Origin of the sequence: Parapedobacter brassicae (genome assembly GCF_051400755.1) — a bacterium.
In the GTDB taxonomy this organism is placed as follows: Bacteria; Bacteroidota; Bacteroidia; order Sphingobacteriales; family Sphingobacteriaceae; genus Parapedobacter.
In genome coordinates this window covers 433,907-449,799 of sequence record NZ_JBLFFL010000002.1, presented here as the reverse complement: position 1 = coordinate 449,799, position 15,893 = coordinate 433,907, and the positions used below count along the sequence as shown (strand labels likewise).

Below are 15,893 nucleotides of genomic sequence, written 5' to 3'. Positions count from 1 at the left end.
TCCGCGTGCTTTTTTTATTTCAGCAGCGGGTTCTTTTCTTTGGTAAACAGCTTGTACACCTGCCGATCCACCCAAGCGGGCAGCAGTTTATTCATCAGCACCGCCAATTTGCCTTGCCGCGTCATGATAAACGTCCGCCTGCGGCGGATAACTCCCTGCACAATCCGTTCGGCAACCTCCCCCGTCGTCATCATCCCGCCCTCGTCCATGCTTGTTTCACCGTGCTCGCTGCCCGAAGCATCCAACGCCGTCTGCCGGATGTTGGAAGCGGTGAAACCCGGACAGGCCAGCAACACGTGCAGTCCCGTTTTGAGGTTTTCCACGCGCAGCGACTCCATGAATCCGTGGACCGCAAATTTGGAGGCCGAGTAGCCCGTGCGCCCCGGCAGACCGCGATAACCGGCGATGGACGACACCGCCACCACCGATCCCCTACTCCGCAACAGCTCGGACATGGCATATCGGGTGCAGTATACCGTGCCCCAGAAGTTGACATCCATCAGCCGATGCAACACTGCCAGATCCAAGTCCGCAAACAGTGCCCGCATACTGATGCCCGCGTTGTTGACCAGCACATCCACGCCACCGAAGGTCGTCACCGCCTGCTGCGCCAACGCCTGGCAGTCTGCCTCTTTGGCCACATCACATTGCACGGCCACGGCACGTATCCCATGCTGCCTTTCCAGGGCCTGCGCGATTTCGCACAGCTGCACGTAGCGCCTGGCACCCAATATCAAATTGGCCCCTTGCCGCGCAAACGCCTCGGCGCAGGCCAAGCCGATGCCGGATGAGGCTCCAGTAACGATGACTGTTTTATTACGCAATACTCCGCTCATAAGGTACACGGGTTGCAATGGAGCGGCCCAAGGTGATTTCATCCACATATTCCAACTCACCGCCAAAGGCAATGCCTCTGGCGATGGTACTGATCTGCACGCCAAAATCCTTGAGTTTCTTATAGAGGTAAAAAATGGTCGTGTCACCTTCCATCGTGGCACTCAGCGCGAGGATGACCTCATGTACCCCACCGGCCTCCAAGCGCCGTACCAGACTTTCGATCTGCAGATCCGACGGTCCGATGCCATCCATCGGCGATATCAGTCCGCCCAACACGTGATATACCCCCTGGTATTGATTGGTATTTTCGATGGCCATCACATCACGGGTATCCTCCACTACACAGATAAGCCCTTTATCCCGTTTATGCGAAGCACAGATTTCACAAACCGAATGATCCGATATGTTCAGGCAAATCGAGCAATGCCGGATTTCGCGCTTAAGGCGATCAACGGACTCGATAAATCGGTTGACATCGGCCTCCGGCTGCTTCAGCAGGTGCAGCACCAAACGCAGGGCCGTCTTCTGTCCCACACCCGGCAGGCGGCCGAACTCGGCTACAGCTTGTTCCAACAGTTTGGAAGAAAAGTTCATGACACAAAGATACTTTTTTCATTCGAAAGTCATGCAGCGCCCCATCCAGACGCGAATAATGGAGCACGGTGAAAAATTGCTATTTTAGCAAAAATCAAAAGCACCAACCATGGCAAGAACACGAGAAGATAAAATCATGCGCGCATTTGAAAACAAGACCTGGCAGGAAATCAAAGTGAAAGACTCCTGGCAGATTTTCAAGATCATGGCCGAATTTGTCGATGGATTCGAGAAACTGGCCAAAATAGGTCCGTGCGTATCGATGTTTGGCTCTGCGAGGACACCGCAGGCCCACCAATACTACAAACTGGCCGAAGATATTGCCCGATTGCTTACCGAACGCGGTTATGGTGTGGTTTCCGGCGGCGGACCCGGCATTATGGAGGCTGCCAATAAGGGCGCTTACGAGGCTGGCGGAAAATCCGTAGGCATCAACATTGAGCTCCCTTTTGAACAATTTCACAACCCCTACATCGACCGTGATAAGCTCCTGCAATTCAATTATTTCTTCGTGCGCAAAGTCATGTTCATGAAGTACTCGCAGGGATTCATCGTGCTTCCAGGCGGATTCGGTACCATGGATGAACTTTTCGAAGCCATTACCCTTATTCAAACAGGTAAAATCGCGCGGTTTCCGATTGTACTCGTCGGCGTCGCCTATTGGGGTGGCCTCTTCGACTGGGTAAAAAGTACCATGCTTAGCGAAGGCAATATCAGTCCCGAAGACCTCAATCTCTACCGCCTGGTGGATACGGCGGAGGAAGCCGCCGAACACATCTTCCGGTTTTACGACAAGTATTTGCTCAAGCCGAATTTTTAAAACTATTTTTGGACACCTTAAAACTATATCCCTGCTGGACTAGTGACAACAATCTGGCATTTTTCTTATCGGATTTTCGGAAAAGTCAATTAACTCTCTCGCCTCTCGGATAGCATCAAGCTGTTCTTCATTGAGTGGCGGCTAGCCCTATTAATTGTTGATGCGGTAATTTATGCGATCAATGAAGCCGCTAAAAAAGGAGCGCATTCCGTTCAAACTCCCGACAGCTCCAGATCGCATAAGAAATGATCCGGAAATACGCCGCAAAAAGGAATGTAAAAAACAAGGTGACACATGCGAAAAGGCACGCATAGATCCAAGCTTCTTCCGGATAAAGGGTGAATTGATTAGAAATCGACGACCACCCTCCTCCAATGTAGAAGAGATAAGTTGGTAGATATACAAATTGAGTGGCGAACTGCATCGCCATCAACCTCCGATACCTGCGTTTTAACCACCACGTGTATACAAACGTGCCTATTGAAAACGCAAAATGGACGGAACCCGTAATCACAAACAGCCAAGGTGTGGCAATGAGAAAAAATAGCTGGTATAATACCAAGGCGAAACCTCCTACCACCAACACAGCAGGGAAAGACAGCCACCGTTTCAACTCAAGCGACATTTGACGAAAATATTTCTTACGAAGCGAATTGGTCATCGTTTCTTTCAGTGTACTAAATCCAAACACACCGAATTCCGCATGAATCTCTTTCAGTGCCTCTTCAAAGCCTAAATCGGGATTCTGCGCAAGTTTCTCCTCGATGCCACAGGCCACATGATCGATGATCTCCATTTGAAGATCTATTGTAGTAAAGCCACGTTGGTTAATGAAAACACGAAGGTGTTCGAGTTGCTGTTTATTGAGTTTCATGCTACGGTCGGCTTCAGATTTAACACTAATTGCAGCTTTTCAATGAAAATAGCAGCTTCACTCATTTTTTCTTTCACTTCACCCTTTCCTTCGGGCGACAATGCGTAGTATTTGCGCACACGCCCATCCACTAACTCGGTACTGGTTTTGAGTAAGCCATCTGCCTCTAATTTGTGTAACGCAGGATATAATGCACCTTCAGTGAGTTTGAATTCCCCATGGCTCAGCTGCTTTACTTTTTGAGTAATCTCGTAGCCGTACATCTTATCATGGTCTTCGAGCAACTTCAAAATAATGGTTTGAAGGGTGCCTTTTAACAGTTTTGCCGAACTCATGCAACAAATATATAATTTTCCAATATACATAAGAAATTTATGCATAAATGTTTTTATTGTTATCCGAAGCCCAAAGCAGCAACATTGCATAAGAACCTGCTATTTTTTCAGTATAATCAATTAGCCACCAGACAATTATTCAGCCGAACATAAACAAATCAAGACAAAATTTCCGATTGGGCAATCAATTCCCCAATGGTACTTGTTTTGATTGCAACCCATAAATAACGATCATGAATTTCAACAATTATACCATCAAAGCACAGGAAGCCATCCAAAAGGCTTCCGAAATTGCCGTGGGCAACCAGCAGCAGTCGATCGAAACAGCGCATCTGTTAAAAGCACTGCTATTGGTAGACGAAAATGTGGTAAGCCACCTGCTCAAAAAACTGAACGTAAACATCAAACACGTTGAGGACGAGCTGGACAAACAAATCGATGCTTTCCCTAAGGTGAGCGGTAGCAATATCTATCTTGCTTCCTCAACCAATACCGCTTTGCAAAAAGCGCAGTCGTACCTGAAAGAGTTTAAAGACGAGTTTGTGTCCATCGAACACATGCTGTTGGGTATACTGAACGCGAATGACAAAACCGCGGCCCTGCTTAAAGATCAGGGCGTAACCGAAAAGGACCTTAAAACGGCCATCACCGACCTGCGCGGCAACGCGCGGGTGACCGATCAAAATGCCGAGGCGACGTACAATGCCTTAAACAAATACGCACGCAATCTCAATGAGTTTGCCGAATCGGGGAAACTTGACCCAGTGATCGGTCGTGACGAAGAAATCCGCCGAGTCATCCAGATCCTTTCTCGCCGTACGAAGAACAATCCGATCTTAGTGGGTGAGCCGGGCGTAGGTAAAACGGCTATCGCCGAAGGGATTGCGCACCGCATCATCAAAGGTGACGCGCCGGAAAACCTGAAAACCAAGACGGTGTACTCGCTGGATATGGGTGCATTGATCGCCGGAGCGAAGTATAAGGGCGAGTTTGAAGAGCGGCTCAAAGCGGTGGTAAAAGAAGTGACCCAAAGCGATGGAGAGATCATCCTATTCATCGATGAGATCCATACGCTGGTCGGTGCCGGTGGTGGCGAAGGCGCAATGGATGCGGCCAATATCCTCAAACCTGCTTTAGCGCGCGGCGAGTTACGCGCGATCGGCGCCACTACGCTCAACGAATACCAAAAATATTTCGAAAAGGACAAGGCCCTGGAGCGTCGCTTCCAGAAGGTGATGGTGGAGGAACCGGACACGCAGGATGCCATCTCTATCCTGCGCGGCCTCAAGGAGCGCTATGAAACGCATCACAAGGTGCGCATCCTCGATGAGGCCATCATCGCGGCGGTAGAACTGTCGCAGCGGTACATTGCCGACCGCTTCCTGCCGGACAAAGCGATCGACCTGATGGACGAGGCCGCTTCCAAACTCCGGCTGGAGATGGATTCCGTACCGGAAGCGGTGGATGAAATCGAGCGCCGCATCATGCAGTTGGAGATCGAGCGGGAAGCCATCAAGCGGGAGAACGACACCAAAAAGGTGGAAGAGCTCAGCAAGGAAATCGCCAACCTCAGCGCCGACCGGGACTCCCTGCGTGCCGCATGGCAGAGCGAAAAGACGTTGGTAGATAACATCAACCAAGAGCTGGAACAAATCGAACATTATAAGATCGAAGCGGACCAAGCCGAGCGGGCGGGCGATTACGGCCGTGTCGCCGAAATCCGGTACGGGCGGATCAAAGAATCGCAGGACAAGGTCGAATCACTCAAGGCATCGCTGGCTGAAAAACAAAGCGACAGCCGCATGCTCAAGGAAGAGGTGACCGCCGAAGACATTGCCGGTGTGGTGTCACGCTGGACAGGTATCCCGGTAACCAAAATGGTGCAAAGCGAACGCGATAAATTGCTACATCTTGAAGAAGAATTACACAAACGCGTAGCCGGACAGGAAGAAGCCATCGGGGCCATTTCTGATGCCATCAGGCGATCGCGCGCCGGGCTGAGCGATAAACGGCGGCCGATCGGGTCATTCATCTTTCTCGGCACCACGGGGGTTGGCAAGACGGAATTGGCTAAGGCCCTGGCTGAATTTCTATTCAACGACGAACAGTCGATGGTACGCATTGACATGAGCGAATACCAAGAGCGGCACTCCGTCTCGCGCCTGATCGGTGCGCCTCCGGGATATGTAGGATACGACGAAGGAGGACAGCTTACCGAGGCCATCCGGCGCAGGCCGTATGCTGTCGTGTTGCTGGACGAGATTGAAAAGGCGCATCCCGATGTCTTCAACATCCTCCTGCAGGTGCTGGATGATGGCCACCTGACGGACAATAAAGGGCGTGTGGTCAACTTCAAGAACACCATCATCATCATGACCTCCAACATCGGGTCGCACCTCATCCAGGAGAATTTCAGCCAACTGGATGAATCCAACAAGGATGACATCGTAGCTAAAACGCAAAATGAGGTCTTTGAGGTGCTTCAGAAAACGATCCGGCCGGAGTTTCTTAACCGGATAGATGAGGTCATCATGTTTACCCCTCTCAGCCGTGGGGAGTTAGGTAAGATCGTACAGCTTCAGTTCAGCAAGGTACAGCAGCAACTGGACGAAATGGGTATACACCTCACGGCAAGCGAAGAAGCGCTCGATTGGTTGGCCCAATTGGGATATGACCCGCAGTACGGCGCGCGCCCGCTTAAGCGCGTGATCCAAAAACATATCCTCAACGAACTATCCAAGGAAATCTTGGCCGGCAACATTGACAAAGAAGCAAATATTAGGCTCGATATGTTTGATAACAAATTTGTATTTCTAAATGAAAAGCAAGAAGCGTAACGTGTGATACGCTGAAGACGATAAGTACCGGCAATACATGGGTCGTAGGCATGGCTTACGGCCCATCGTACTTTTTAGCACAATTTTTGGTACCTTTACCAAAAGCATCAGTACCAAACGGTCATGCCTACACAACAGATACAATCCACCGGAGGTGTGCGGCGCAAGGTTATCTTCGTATTTCTCACTTGCGCAGTCGCATTGGCATTGGCTTGGTTTATCAGCCGGGTGGCCTTTACTGAAATGATGGACACCGTGGAAAACATCACCACCCCCAATCCTAAATTGGAACTGGTGAGTACCATTTCACGGGATATCATGCGGCTTGACCAGTTGCAACGTTCGCAGGCGTTTCTAAGCACGAACACTTCCTATCGCAGCTTTTCCAATGAATCAGCCGCCATCATCGGTTCCTTGGACTCGTTGATGCAACTGTATGCAGGTGATGATATCCAGCAGGCCCGGATCGATTCCGTGAAAATCCTGCTTCATGAACGCGATAAATTGTTCAACTCCTACGTCAAGGTGCGGGAAAAGGTCGTCGATGGTCGGGAATTTTCAGAGCAGCTGCAGTCACTGAGTGGCCTCCTATATGAACCAACCCCGGACAGCGCGATTGTCCAAATCTCCAAGAGGCGAGAAGTCACCATTGGTGGCGAACCGAGCACCGAAGTAATTCCGCTGGATACCCTGCAGCCGACCAGCAATGAGGACGATCGCGGACTCTTCTCCCGCTTGTTCGGCAAACGGAAGGAAGCACCGCAGCCCCAGCTCACGCTTCCTCGGCAGATTGAACCGAGGCAAAAAATCGAAGAGGAAATCACCGTAGACACCATCCGGGCCTTCAAGCATGATAGTACCCTCGCCCGTATTGACAGCGCCGTACAGCTATTTCAGTTACAGCAACAGCAGCAGCGGGAATCATTCATCGATCGAGAAATTGATTTAACCATTGCGGGCAACATCCTGATCAGCAACATGTTGAGCATTCTTCATTCCGTGGAAAACGAGGCCATGCAACAAATGGAAGTAGACAATCAACAGGCGAAAGCCGTCGTGAACGACAGTGTGTGGCGTATCGGCGCAATCATGCTTGCCTTTTTTGTCATCACGGCCTTCATGGTATATTTGATCTTGGGCGACATCCGTCGGAATAATGCGTATCGCATGGCACTGGAGATTGCGAAAGAGGAAGCCGAATACCACGCTGCCGCTAAGCAGCGCTTCCTGGCCAACATGAGCCACGAATTGCGTACACCGCTCCAGTCCATCATCGGCTATTCCGAACAGCTCAAACAAGAACATCGTGCGGAAGACACCAAGATAGACGCCATCTACCAGTCGTCGGAGCACCTGCTCCAGATCGTCAATGAGATATTGGATTACAGCCGCATCACCTCGGGCAAGATTACACTCAATGAAAGCACCTTTTCGGTGGAGGGTCTGGCAAATAACGTGGTTTCCGTAATGAAAACGCAGGCACAAGCCAAGGGATTAGACTTGGTATTCAACATGCGCATTTTAGGATCGGGGTACGTGCTGGGCGATGCCTTTCGGATCAAGCAGATCCTGTTTAACCTGCTCAGCAATGCCATCAAGTTTACCGACCACGGAAGGGTGACGCTGCACCTAAGCACCGTGGTGTATGCCGAAAAAACTGAATTGAACATCGTCGTTAAGGACACCGGCAAAGGGATACCCACAGAAGACCTGGAGCGGATATTCAATGATTTCGAGCAGTCCGAAAATGCCAATTCCGGCGTTCATTTTGGTAGCGGACTGGGCCTCAGCATCGTCAAGGCGATCTGCGAAAGCATGAATGGCCATATTCGCGTAGAAAGCAAAAAAGGGTTCGGCTCGGTTTTCAGGGTCAACCTGCCGTTGGAAACAGCTGAAGCGGTGGTTGCCGAAGCGGCTCCGGATAGGCTGCACGAGGCGAAGGCATCCGAGGGCCGTGTGTGGATCATCGATGACGACCGGTTGATTTTGGGATTGTGTCAAAACATCTTGGACAAATACGGTGTCAGCTACCGGTGTTTCACCTCACCTAAGGACGTGCTGGCGACGGACTGGGATCCTGCGGTTAAGATCGTATTGATGGACATCCGGATGCCCGAAATGGATGGCACGCAACTCAACCGGGAACTGCGCCGGAAAATCGACACCGTAGGCGTAAACATTTATGCGTGTACGGCACAGGTCCTGCCGGAAGAACAGGAACACATCCTCGCGCAGGGGTTTGACGGACTGCTGCTCAAACCGTTCAAAGAAGCTGATCTGCTCCAACTGCTGGACATCACACCGATGCAAGGCAATACCGGCCGCCATGTGACGCACAGCCAGTCATTGGCATCGGACGATGAAGCGGAGGCCAACAACATCATTTCGCTTTACACCCGGGATACCACTGCGGACATAACGGCATTGCGGGATTACTATGAGAGACGCGACCTCCCAAATGTGGAACTATTGCTGCACCGCATTGCCGGGCGCACTGCCCAAATCGGTGCAGATAAGATCGCTTTTCATCTGCGGAAGATGGAAATCGATGCCCGCAACGACGAGCTGCCTCCGATAGCTGAATTTGAACGGACGCTCACCCAGCTAACCGAATTGATACAGCAATTGCAGATCCAGGGCAGCTTCGATGCGGTGAGCGTTTAATTTATTACCTTTGGCAAAACACATCGTATGCCTCACACACCTCCCCCAGCTCAGAAAACACCTGCTGACGCGTTCGACCGGCTGTTGACCGTGCTCCATACATTGCGCACTGAATGCCCGTGGGACAGGAAGCAGACCATGGAGACCCTGCGTCACCTCAGCATCGAAGAAATGTACGAACTTGGCGACGCCATCCTGGATAACGACCTCGTCGAGGTGAAAAAGGAATTGGGTGACCTCATGATGCACCTGGTTTTCTACGCGCGGATTGCGGAAGAACAAGGGGCCTTTGACATGGTGGATGTGCTCAACGGCGTCTGCGAGAAACTCATCTCCCGCCATCCGCATATCTACGGCGATGTAGATGTGAACGATGAGGAAGACGTGAAACGCAATTGGGAACAGCTTAAACTCAAGGAAGGGAACAAGTCGGTGCTGTCCGGCGTGCCGCATTCCCTGCCTGCCCTGGTAAAAGCCTACCGCATTCAAGATAAGGTGCGGGGTGTCGGATTCGACTGGGAAGAAAAACAACAAGTGTGGCAAAAGGTAGAAGAGGAATTGGCAGAATTCAAACACGAGTTCGATGTCACCAGTCACTCGCCCATCGACACAGAAAAGGCGGAAGCCGAATTCGGCGACCTGCTCTTTTCGCTGGTCAACTACGCCCGTTTCATCGGCATCAACCCCGAAAATGCATTGGAGCGTACCAACAAGAAATTTATCAGGCGATTTGCCCATTTAGAAGCGCGCGCCAGTGAAACCGGCAAAAGTCTCCGGGATATGAGCCTGGCCGAAATGGATGTTTATTGGGAGGAAGCCAAAAAATTATAGTTCCCCATGCTGGAATATATTTTCAGCAGCACCCTGCTTTTTCAGCAGCACAAAATGCGAACGAACCGCTTTCATCGCTGGGTAACAGGTATAAGGCAGGTTGTATTCCTGTGCGTATCGTTTGATGATGGGCGTGATGTAGGGGTAATAGGTATGCGCCACATGCGGAAATAGGTGGTGCGCCACATGGTGCGTAAAACCGCCAAAGAGGAAATTGGCAATCGGATTATCCGCACTGAAATCCTTGGTGACCATCATCTGGTGCTCGGCCCAGGTCACGTCCATTTTACCATCTGCCGGGGGCAACGGAAAAATAGCCGTTTCGTCGACATGCGTTGAAATCAGGGCGATCACCCCGAGCATGCTGCCGAATATGTGCATGGCTAACCATCCCAGTACGATCATATACCACGGCTGCTCGAGCACCATCAGCGGGATACCGATCAAATAAAACAGGTTGAAAGCTTTGGCCGCAAACAGCCTGTAATATTCAACCTTCGGAATCTTCATGATGCGCTTAATGTAATTGTCCTTCGTGCCATAGAAATCCTTAAAATCACGGATAAACAGCCAATTAAGGGTATATAAAGGATACAGCAAAAACATATAAATGTGCTGATATCGATGTTGTTTCAAATACTCACTGTCCGGAAAGATCCTCACCATGTCGCTCTGTTTGATGTCCGTATCCCAATGCTGGATATTTGGATACGGATGATGCAATACATTGTGGCGTTTGCCCCAAACCCAACTGTTGCTGCCGAAGAGTTCCAACACATACATAAACCATTGGTTATGCTTGCGTTTTTTGAACACCGCTCCATGTGCGGCGTCATGAAATGCATTGATAAACAGCATGATCATCGAAAAACCCAGCAGGATATAACACAAAAACAAGAATGGCGTATAATTTCCAAGCAATAGAATGGCGGTGTAGCACCCGAAATAAAGAAAAAGTAGGAAATATGTTTTTACGATATTGCGCCGTTGGATACGTTTGTCTCCCAATACCTTTTCCTGCACTTCTTTTTGGAGCTTTTTAAAGAAATCGTCCGGTCCCGGTTTTTTATATGTAGGTTTTATGAGTGTGTCCATATACAACCGCTATTAGTTCTTTCTAGGACAAAAATAAGGATAATAGGTCATAATTCCTTATTTTCGCGACCAATATGGAAACAGTCGTAAGCGGCATACGCAGTACAGGGAAATTACACTTAGGTAACTATTACGGTGCGATCAAAAACTTCGTGCAGATGCAACATGAGCATCACTGCTATTTTTTTATTGCCGACCTGCATGCGTTGACCACCCACCCCACGCCGGAAAATTTGTATGCCAATGTCCGCCAGGTAGTCGTTGAGTACCTGGCCGCCGGCATCGATCCGGAAGTAGCGACCATCTATATTCAATCCGATGTGCCCGAAGTCGCGGAATTGTACCTTTACCTCAACATGAACGCTTACCTGGGCGAACTCGAACGGGCTACTTCCTTTAAGGATAAAGTGCGCGCGAATCCGGACAATGTTAATGCCGGACTGCTCACCTACCCTGTGCTCATGGCAGCCGACATCCTACTGCACCGGGCGGCCAAAGTACCCGTTGGCAAAGATCAGGAACAGCACCTCGAAATGACCCGCACGTTTGCCAACCGGTTTAACCGGATGTACCAAACGGAATATTTCACCGAGCCGCATGCATTTTCGTTTAGCAAGCAGCTTGTCAAAATCCCGGGTTTGGACGGCAGAGGCAAGATGGGCAAGTCCGAGGGCGAAGCCAATGCCGTATATTTATCCGATTCGCCAGAGGCTATCCGCAAGAAGGTCATGCGTGCGGTTAGTGATAGCGGACCGACCGAACCCAACCAACCAAAACCGGAAGCGATCCAAAATTTATTTGCCTTACTCGCGGCGGTGTCGACTCCGGACACGGTAGCGCATTTTGACGACTTATACAATCGCTGCGAAATACGCTACGGCGACCTCAAGAAACAATTGGCCGAAGACATAATTGCAGCGACAGCGACCGTGCGCGAACGTATCCATGAAATTTCCAATGATAACGAGTATATTAGCAAAGTGATCCGTCAGGGAAACGAAAAAGCACGCGAAAGTGCACGCAAGACCGTGGCGGATGTGCGGGAAATTATCGGATTTAGGAAATTTTAGCTATGCACATCGCCATCGTAGGAAACATCGGAGCCGGCAAAACCACGCTTACCAAGTTGCTGGCCAACCACCTCAAATGGGAGCCCCAATTTGAGGCGGTGGAAGACAACCCCTATCTGGAAGATTTCTACAGTGATATGAAACGGTGGGCATTCAACCTGCAGATCTATTTCCTCAACAGCAGGTTTAGGCATATCGTACAGCTGCAGCAAAAAGAGATCAACATCATCCAGGACCGCACCATTTATGAAGATGCCTATATCTTTGCAGAAAACCTGTATGATATGGGACTCATGAGTGCGCGCGACTTCGAAAACTACAGCAACATCTTTGAGAGCATTGTCTCGTATATCAAACCACCTGACCTGCTGATCTACCTGCGGGCTTCGGTACCTACCTTAGTAGACAACATCCAAACGCGGGGCCGGGAGTACGAAGCCAATATCCGCCTGGACTACCTGTCTAAGCTCAATACCAAATATGAAAAGTGGATCAAAAACTACAAGGACGGGAAACTGCTCATACTGGACAAGGATAAGCTGGACTTTGCCAAGAACCCTGAAGACCTTGGCTTTGTACTACAGAAGATAGAAACCGAATTGTTTGGGTTATTTTGATATGAAGATCATCGGCATCATTCCAGCACGTTATGCGTCAAGCCGTTTCCCCGGTAAGCCCCTCGTTGATATTCAGGGCAAGAGCATGGTACAGCGGGTATACGAGCAGGCCACCAAAAGCGAGCGCCTTCACGAAGTGGTCGTCGCTACCGATGATGAACGTATTTTTTCGCATGTCACCGCATTTGGCGGAAAGGTCTTGATGACCGCCGATACCCACCAAAGCGGTACCGACCGGTGTGCCGAAGTACTTAGCGTCTATGCTGGTTTTGACATTGCCATCAACATCCAAGGAGACGAGCCGTATATCGACCCCATCCAAATCGAGCTTGTCGCTGGATGCTTCGAAAATCCCGATGTTCAAATCGCCACGCTGGTCAAAAAAATAACTGCGCTTAGTGAACTTTATAATACCGGCATACCTAAGGTGGTCGTTGACCGCACCGGGCAGGCCATTTATTTCAGTAGGCAAACCATTCCGTTCCAGCGGAATGCGCCCTCTCAAGATTGGCTTCATTTACATCCCTATTATAAACACATCGGCATCTATGGCTACCGCGCCTCCGTATTGGCCGAGCTGACCAAACTTCCCGTCTCTTCTTTGGAGAAGGCCGAGGCGCTGGAGCAGTTGCGGTGGGTCGAAAACGGGTACACCATCCAAACGGCGGAAACCACCCTGGAAACCATTGCAGTGGACACCCCCGAAGATCTGGAAAGGCTTAAAGCCTTCCCACAATCTCCCGAAAATTCGTAACGCTCTGGGCCACATCTGGGGCATTGTTTTCCCAATTGTGCTCATACTCCGCCGAAATATTGCCCTTGAAACCCTGGCGTTTCAATTCAGCGATCACCCCTTCCACGTTGCACACGCCCGTACCCCAATGCACGTCATGTGTTTTAGCCGATTTTTCGGCCAAGTCCTTGAAATGCAGACTGACGACATGCCCCTCTAATTTCTTCAGAGATTCCAACGGATCCAAACCCGACCGCACCCAGTGGCCGATATCCGCACAGGCTCCCACATACTCGCTGTTGGTTTTGGCAATGGCGTCCAGCACAGTGGCAGGATCCCAGTAGTGGCTAGGCTGCGGGTGGTTGTGTATACCCACTTTGATCTTGTATTGGTTAGCCAGCTGACCGATCAACGGAAGAAATTCTTCGTTGGGTTCAGAGTTGATGACCTTGATGCCCATCGCTTTGGCAAAGGCAAACAATTGTTTCCACTCCTCCTCGGTGTTACCATTGACGACACCAAAGGCACACAGCTTCACCTTTTTCTTTTTCAACGCCTTTAAGATCGCTTTCCGCTTGTCAGCGTCCATCTTGTAGTCCATCTTCCCTTCTATTCCACCGCCGATCTCCTGCCCGTTAAACGCTTCCACCGAATTCAAACCCGCGCTGATGGTCTTGTCTACCGCTTCAAAGAATGTAAACCTGTTGAAAGTATACGTTTGCGCAGACAGGTACCAACCCAATTTCTTCTCCGGTTGTTGGGCCTTCAACGCCGACACGCCCATCGCCATAGCGATAACCGTCGTCAAGACAAATACATTTAGATGCTTCTTCATTGCTTATTTAATTTTAGTTTATAATGTCATGATTTCATGAATCCATTTGGTTACCGATGCGCTTCGTAGCGGAAGGGACGCACCGACGCTCGCAGGAAGCGTAATTGGCTTTCTGGCAGGGACTCAGCCTTGCGCAACACATCAATGGCCCCATCCAACTGCGCCGATGTCCGTATCCCCAGGGCCGCAGTCGCCACGGCCGGATGTGCCCATACATAGCCCATTGCCACATCAAGCGCCGTCCGCCCGGTTTCCGTAGCAACTTTCGCCACCGCCTTTGCCGCCCTTAAGACCTCCCCCTCCGTATACTGCAAATAGCTATCGGCCGGTTTGCCCGCCAGCAATCCCTGCGCGATGGCGCCCCGGCAAATGACACTGATCTCGTGCTCCCGGAGCAAGTCCAGCAGGGCCTCTTCCGGCCGGTGATCGAGCAGGCTGTATTGCATCATCACGCTGACGATGTTTGAGCGCCTGACGTACTCCCTCACTACATTCGGTCGGATAGACGAAATACCATACCAACGGATCTTTCCCTCCTGTTTGAGCTGCTCAAAGGCTTCGATCGTTGCATCGATGGGATCCTCAATAGTACCACCGTGCAGCTGATAGAGATCAATATAATCCGTTTTCAGCCGTTTCAGACTTTGTTCCGCACTACCCAGGATATATTCCTTACGCGGATTCCAGTCCCAGCCGCTACCGTCGGCACGCCATTGGTTGCCCACTTTCGTTGCGATGATAACCGATTTTCGGATCGGCTTGAGCGCCTCCCCCACGTACAACTCATTCAGCCCCTTTTGGTACAGATCGGCCGTGTCGAAATAATTGATACCCGCATCCGCCGCCTTTTGCAGCAGGTCCTTATAAACCGTTGCGTTTTCGCCCAGAGACATGCAGCCGAAGCTGACCGGGCTTACATATAAATCCGATTTGCCTAACTGGTTCATTCGGTCTGTTCGGCCGATGTTTCCACCGCCGGTATATCTTTTGTCGCTTTCTTTACCGAGATAAGTTCCACTTCAAACACCAGCGAGCTGTAAGGGGGGATATCCTGTCCAGCCCCGCGCTCGCCATAGCCCAGCTCATAGGGTATATAAATCCGATAATGTGCCCCTGCGGGCATGAGCTGCAGCCCCTCTTGCCAACCGGGTATCACCCGGTCAAGCGGGAATGTTGCCGGCTCCCCCCGGTCGTATGAGCTGTCAAACACCCGGCCATCGCTCAATTGCCCTTTATAATGCACCGTCACGGTATCATCGAGCGCAGGCTTTTCGCCAGTACCCTCCCGGATAACCTCATATTGGAGCCCGGATGCTGTCGCAACCACCCCTGATCGGGCTTTATTTCCTTCCATAAAAGCGGTGGCTTCGGCCTTAAGCCGCGCGTCTTGTTGCTCTTTGGCGGCGGTAATGGTATTCATGATCAACTCCCGTTCCTCGGCTTCCCCGAAGGCCGGTGCTTTGCCCGCGAATACCTCCGCAATCGCCTGTGCCAGCACCGTCGCATTGATCTCATCAAGGCCTGTCCGTTTCAGATCCCGACCGATAGAGGCACCAAACGCATAAGCCACCGAATCAGCACGGTTTTTCAGCGCGGACGCCTTTGCTGTGTCAGTCTGCTGAGCACCGGCCCATCCAGCATTTATCAACAAACAGCCCACAACACTTGCAATTAGATATTTCATTCGTATCATTAGGATCATCATAACGTTTACACAGCGCGACCAAACTTAGATAAACTTGCACATATAT

At 50.6% G+C, this 15,893-nt stretch carries 15 protein-coding genes; 7 read left to right on the top strand and 8 right to left on the bottom strand.

Features of this window, described 5'->3' with window-relative positions; all coding sequences use genetic code 11:
* Window positions 1-14: 14 nt before the first annotated feature.
* Window positions 15-836 carry an SDR family oxidoreductase gene (locus tag ACMGDE_RS07345; protein ID WP_436832125.1) on the bottom strand — a complete coding sequence of 274 codons (822 nt, stop codon included), beginning with the start codon at window positions 834-836 and terminating at the stop codon, window positions 15-17.
* Complete coding sequence (gene recR / locus ACMGDE_RS07340) at window positions 817-1,431, bottom strand: recombination mediator RecR (RefSeq protein ID WP_436832124.1); 615 nt, start codon at window positions 1,429-1,431, stop codon at window positions 817-819. The genes ACMGDE_RS07345 and recR overlap by 20 nt, the downstream gene beginning before the upstream one ends.
* 109 nt (window positions 1,432-1,540) lie before the next feature.
* Here recR and ACMGDE_RS07335 point away from each other — a divergent pair, with 109 nt between their 5' ends.
* Window positions 1,541-2,251: an LOG family protein gene (locus ACMGDE_RS07335; protein ID WP_436832123.1), complete on the top strand. Its 711-nt coding sequence runs from the start codon at window positions 1,541-1,543 to the stop codon at window positions 2,249-2,251.
* A 190-nt stretch (window positions 2,252-2,441) separates the two neighbouring features.
* Here the strand turns inward: ACMGDE_RS07335 and ACMGDE_RS07330 are convergent, their stop codons facing one another.
* Together ACMGDE_RS07330 and ACMGDE_RS07325 are read right to left on the bottom strand one after the other, a co-directional pair.
* Window positions 2,442-3,125: a hypothetical protein gene (locus tag ACMGDE_RS07330; RefSeq protein WP_436832122.1), complete on the bottom strand. Its 684-nt coding sequence runs from the start codon at window positions 3,123-3,125 to the stop codon at window positions 2,442-2,444.
* Window positions 3,122-3,460, bottom strand: coding sequence for a PadR family transcriptional regulator (locus tag ACMGDE_RS07325; protein WP_436832121.1), 339 nt, complete (start codon window positions 3,458-3,460; stop codon window positions 3,122-3,124). Before ACMGDE_RS07325 ends, ACMGDE_RS07330 begins: the two co-directional genes overlap by 4 nt.
* A gap of 233 nt (window positions 3,461-3,693) precedes the next feature.
* Between ACMGDE_RS07325 and clpB the strand changes: the two genes are divergently transcribed.
* The 3 genes from clpB (at window position 3,694) to mazG (ending at window position 9,792) form a co-directional block, all read left to right on the top strand.
* Window positions 3,694-6,297 (top strand): ATP-dependent chaperone ClpB, encoded by a 2,604-nt coding sequence (clpB, locus tag ACMGDE_RS07320; protein WP_436832120.1) that lies wholly within the window; start codon window positions 3,694-3,696, stop codon window positions 6,295-6,297.
* Between the two features lie 123 nt (window positions 6,298-6,420).
* Window positions 6,421-8,961, top strand: coding sequence for a hybrid sensor histidine kinase/response regulator (locus ACMGDE_RS07315; protein ID WP_436832119.1), 2,541 nt, complete (start codon window positions 6,421-6,423; stop codon window positions 8,959-8,961).
* A 27-nt stretch (window positions 8,962-8,988) separates the two neighbouring features.
* Window positions 8,989-9,792 carry a nucleoside triphosphate pyrophosphohydrolase gene (mazG, locus tag ACMGDE_RS07310; protein WP_436832118.1) on the top strand — a complete coding sequence of 268 codons (804 nt, stop codon included), beginning with the start codon at window positions 8,989-8,991 and terminating at the stop codon, window positions 9,790-9,792.
* Here the strand turns inward: mazG and ACMGDE_RS07305 are convergent.
* Entirely contained in the window at window positions 9,787-10,887 is a 1,101-nt protein-coding gene (locus ACMGDE_RS07305) for a fatty acid desaturase family protein (RefSeq protein WP_436832117.1), read from the bottom strand. The two genes, mazG and ACMGDE_RS07305, sit on opposite strands and share 6 nt — an antisense overlap.
* A gap of 74 nt (window positions 10,888-10,961) precedes the next feature.
* Here ACMGDE_RS07305 and trpS point away from each other — a divergent pair, with 74 nt between their 5' ends.
* The 3 genes from trpS to kdsB are packed head-to-tail and all read left to right on the top strand — an operon-like array spanning window position 10,962 to window position 13,328.
* Window positions 10,962-11,957, top strand: a complete 996-nt coding sequence (trpS, locus tag ACMGDE_RS07300; RefSeq protein WP_436832116.1) for a tryptophan--tRNA ligase — start codon at window positions 10,962-10,964, stop codon at window positions 11,955-11,957.
* A gap of 2 nt (window positions 11,958-11,959) precedes the next feature.
* The gene (locus tag ACMGDE_RS07295) at window positions 11,960-12,574 is read left to right on the top strand and encodes a deoxynucleoside kinase (RefSeq protein WP_436832115.1); all 615 of its coding nucleotides are present in this window, start codon (window positions 11,960-11,962) and stop codon (window positions 12,572-12,574) included.
* Between the two features lies 1 nt (window position 12,575).
* Window positions 12,576-13,328, top strand: coding sequence for a 3-deoxy-manno-octulosonate cytidylyltransferase (gene kdsB, locus ACMGDE_RS07290; RefSeq protein ID WP_436832114.1), 753 nt, complete (start codon window positions 12,576-12,578; stop codon window positions 13,326-13,328).
* Here the strand turns inward: kdsB and ACMGDE_RS07285 are convergent.
* From ACMGDE_RS07285 to bamJ, 3 genes are read right to left on the bottom strand one after another with little or no spacing between them, the layout of a single operon-like run.
* Window positions 13,294-14,142, bottom strand: a complete 849-nt coding sequence (locus ACMGDE_RS07285) for a sugar phosphate isomerase/epimerase family protein (protein ID WP_436832113.1) — start codon at window positions 14,140-14,142, stop codon at window positions 13,294-13,296. The two genes, kdsB and ACMGDE_RS07285, sit on opposite strands and share 35 nt — an antisense overlap.
* 50 nt (window positions 14,143-14,192) lie before the next feature.
* Window positions 14,193-15,089: an aldo/keto reductase gene (locus ACMGDE_RS07280; RefSeq protein WP_436832112.1), complete on the bottom strand. Its 897-nt coding sequence runs from the start codon at window positions 15,087-15,089 to the stop codon at window positions 14,193-14,195.
* Window positions 15,086-15,826 (bottom strand): BamJ family beta-barrel-assembly machinery protein, encoded by a 741-nt coding sequence (bamJ, locus tag ACMGDE_RS07275; protein ID WP_436832111.1) that lies wholly within the window; start codon window positions 15,824-15,826, stop codon window positions 15,086-15,088. Before bamJ ends, ACMGDE_RS07280 begins: the two co-directional genes overlap by 4 nt.
* Window positions 15,827-15,893 lie beyond the last annotated feature (67 nt).

Bases quoted from the DNA above. Each gene is read 5' to 3' on its own strand.
- mazG (WP_436832118.1), top strand. From the start codon at position 8,989: ATGCCTCACACACCTCCCCCAGCTCAGAAAACACCTGCTGACGCGTTC.
- ACMGDE_RS07345 (WP_436832125.1), bottom strand. From the start codon at position 836: ATGAGCGGAGTATTGCGTAATAAAACAGTCATCGTTACTGGAGCCTCA.
- recR (WP_436832124.1), bottom strand. From the start codon at position 1,431: ATGAACTTTTCTTCCAAACTGTTGGAACAAGCTGTAGCCGAGTTCGGC.
- ACMGDE_RS07325 (WP_436832121.1), bottom strand. From the start codon at position 3,460: ATGAGTTCGGCAAAACTGTTAAAAGGCACCCTTCAAACCATTATTTTG.
- clpB (WP_436832120.1), top strand. From the start codon at position 3,694: ATGAATTTCAACAATTATACCATCAAAGCACAGGAAGCCATCCAAAAG.
- bamJ (WP_436832111.1), bottom strand. From the start codon at position 15,826: ATGAAATATCTAATTGCAAGTGTTGTGGGCTGTTTGTTGATAAATGCT.
- ACMGDE_RS07315 (WP_436832119.1), top strand. From the start codon at position 6,421: ATGCCTACACAACAGATACAATCCACCGGAGGTGTGCGGCGCAAGGTT.
- ACMGDE_RS07295 (WP_436832115.1), top strand. From the start codon at position 11,960: ATGCACATCGCCATCGTAGGAAACATCGGAGCCGGCAAAACCACGCTT.
- ACMGDE_RS07335 (WP_436832123.1), top strand. From the start codon at position 1,541: ATGGCAAGAACACGAGAAGATAAAATCATGCGCGCATTTGAAAACAAG.
- ACMGDE_RS07280 (WP_436832112.1), bottom strand. From the start codon at position 15,089: ATGAACCAGTTAGGCAAATCGGATTTATATGTAAGCCCGGTCAGCTTC.
- trpS (WP_436832116.1), top strand. From the start codon at position 10,962: ATGGAAACAGTCGTAAGCGGCATACGCAGTACAGGGAAATTACACTTA.
- ACMGDE_RS07285 (WP_436832113.1), bottom strand. From the start codon at position 14,142: ATGAAGAAGCATCTAAATGTATTTGTCTTGACGACGGTTATCGCTATG.
- kdsB (WP_436832114.1), top strand. From the start codon at position 12,576: ATGAAGATCATCGGCATCATTCCAGCACGTTATGCGTCAAGCCGTTTC.
- ACMGDE_RS07305 (WP_436832117.1), bottom strand. From the start codon at position 10,887: ATGGACACACTCATAAAACCTACATATAAAAAACCGGGACCGGACGAT.
- ACMGDE_RS07330 (WP_436832122.1), bottom strand. From the start codon at position 3,125: ATGAAACTCAATAAACAGCAACTCGAACACCTTCGTGTTTTCATTAAC.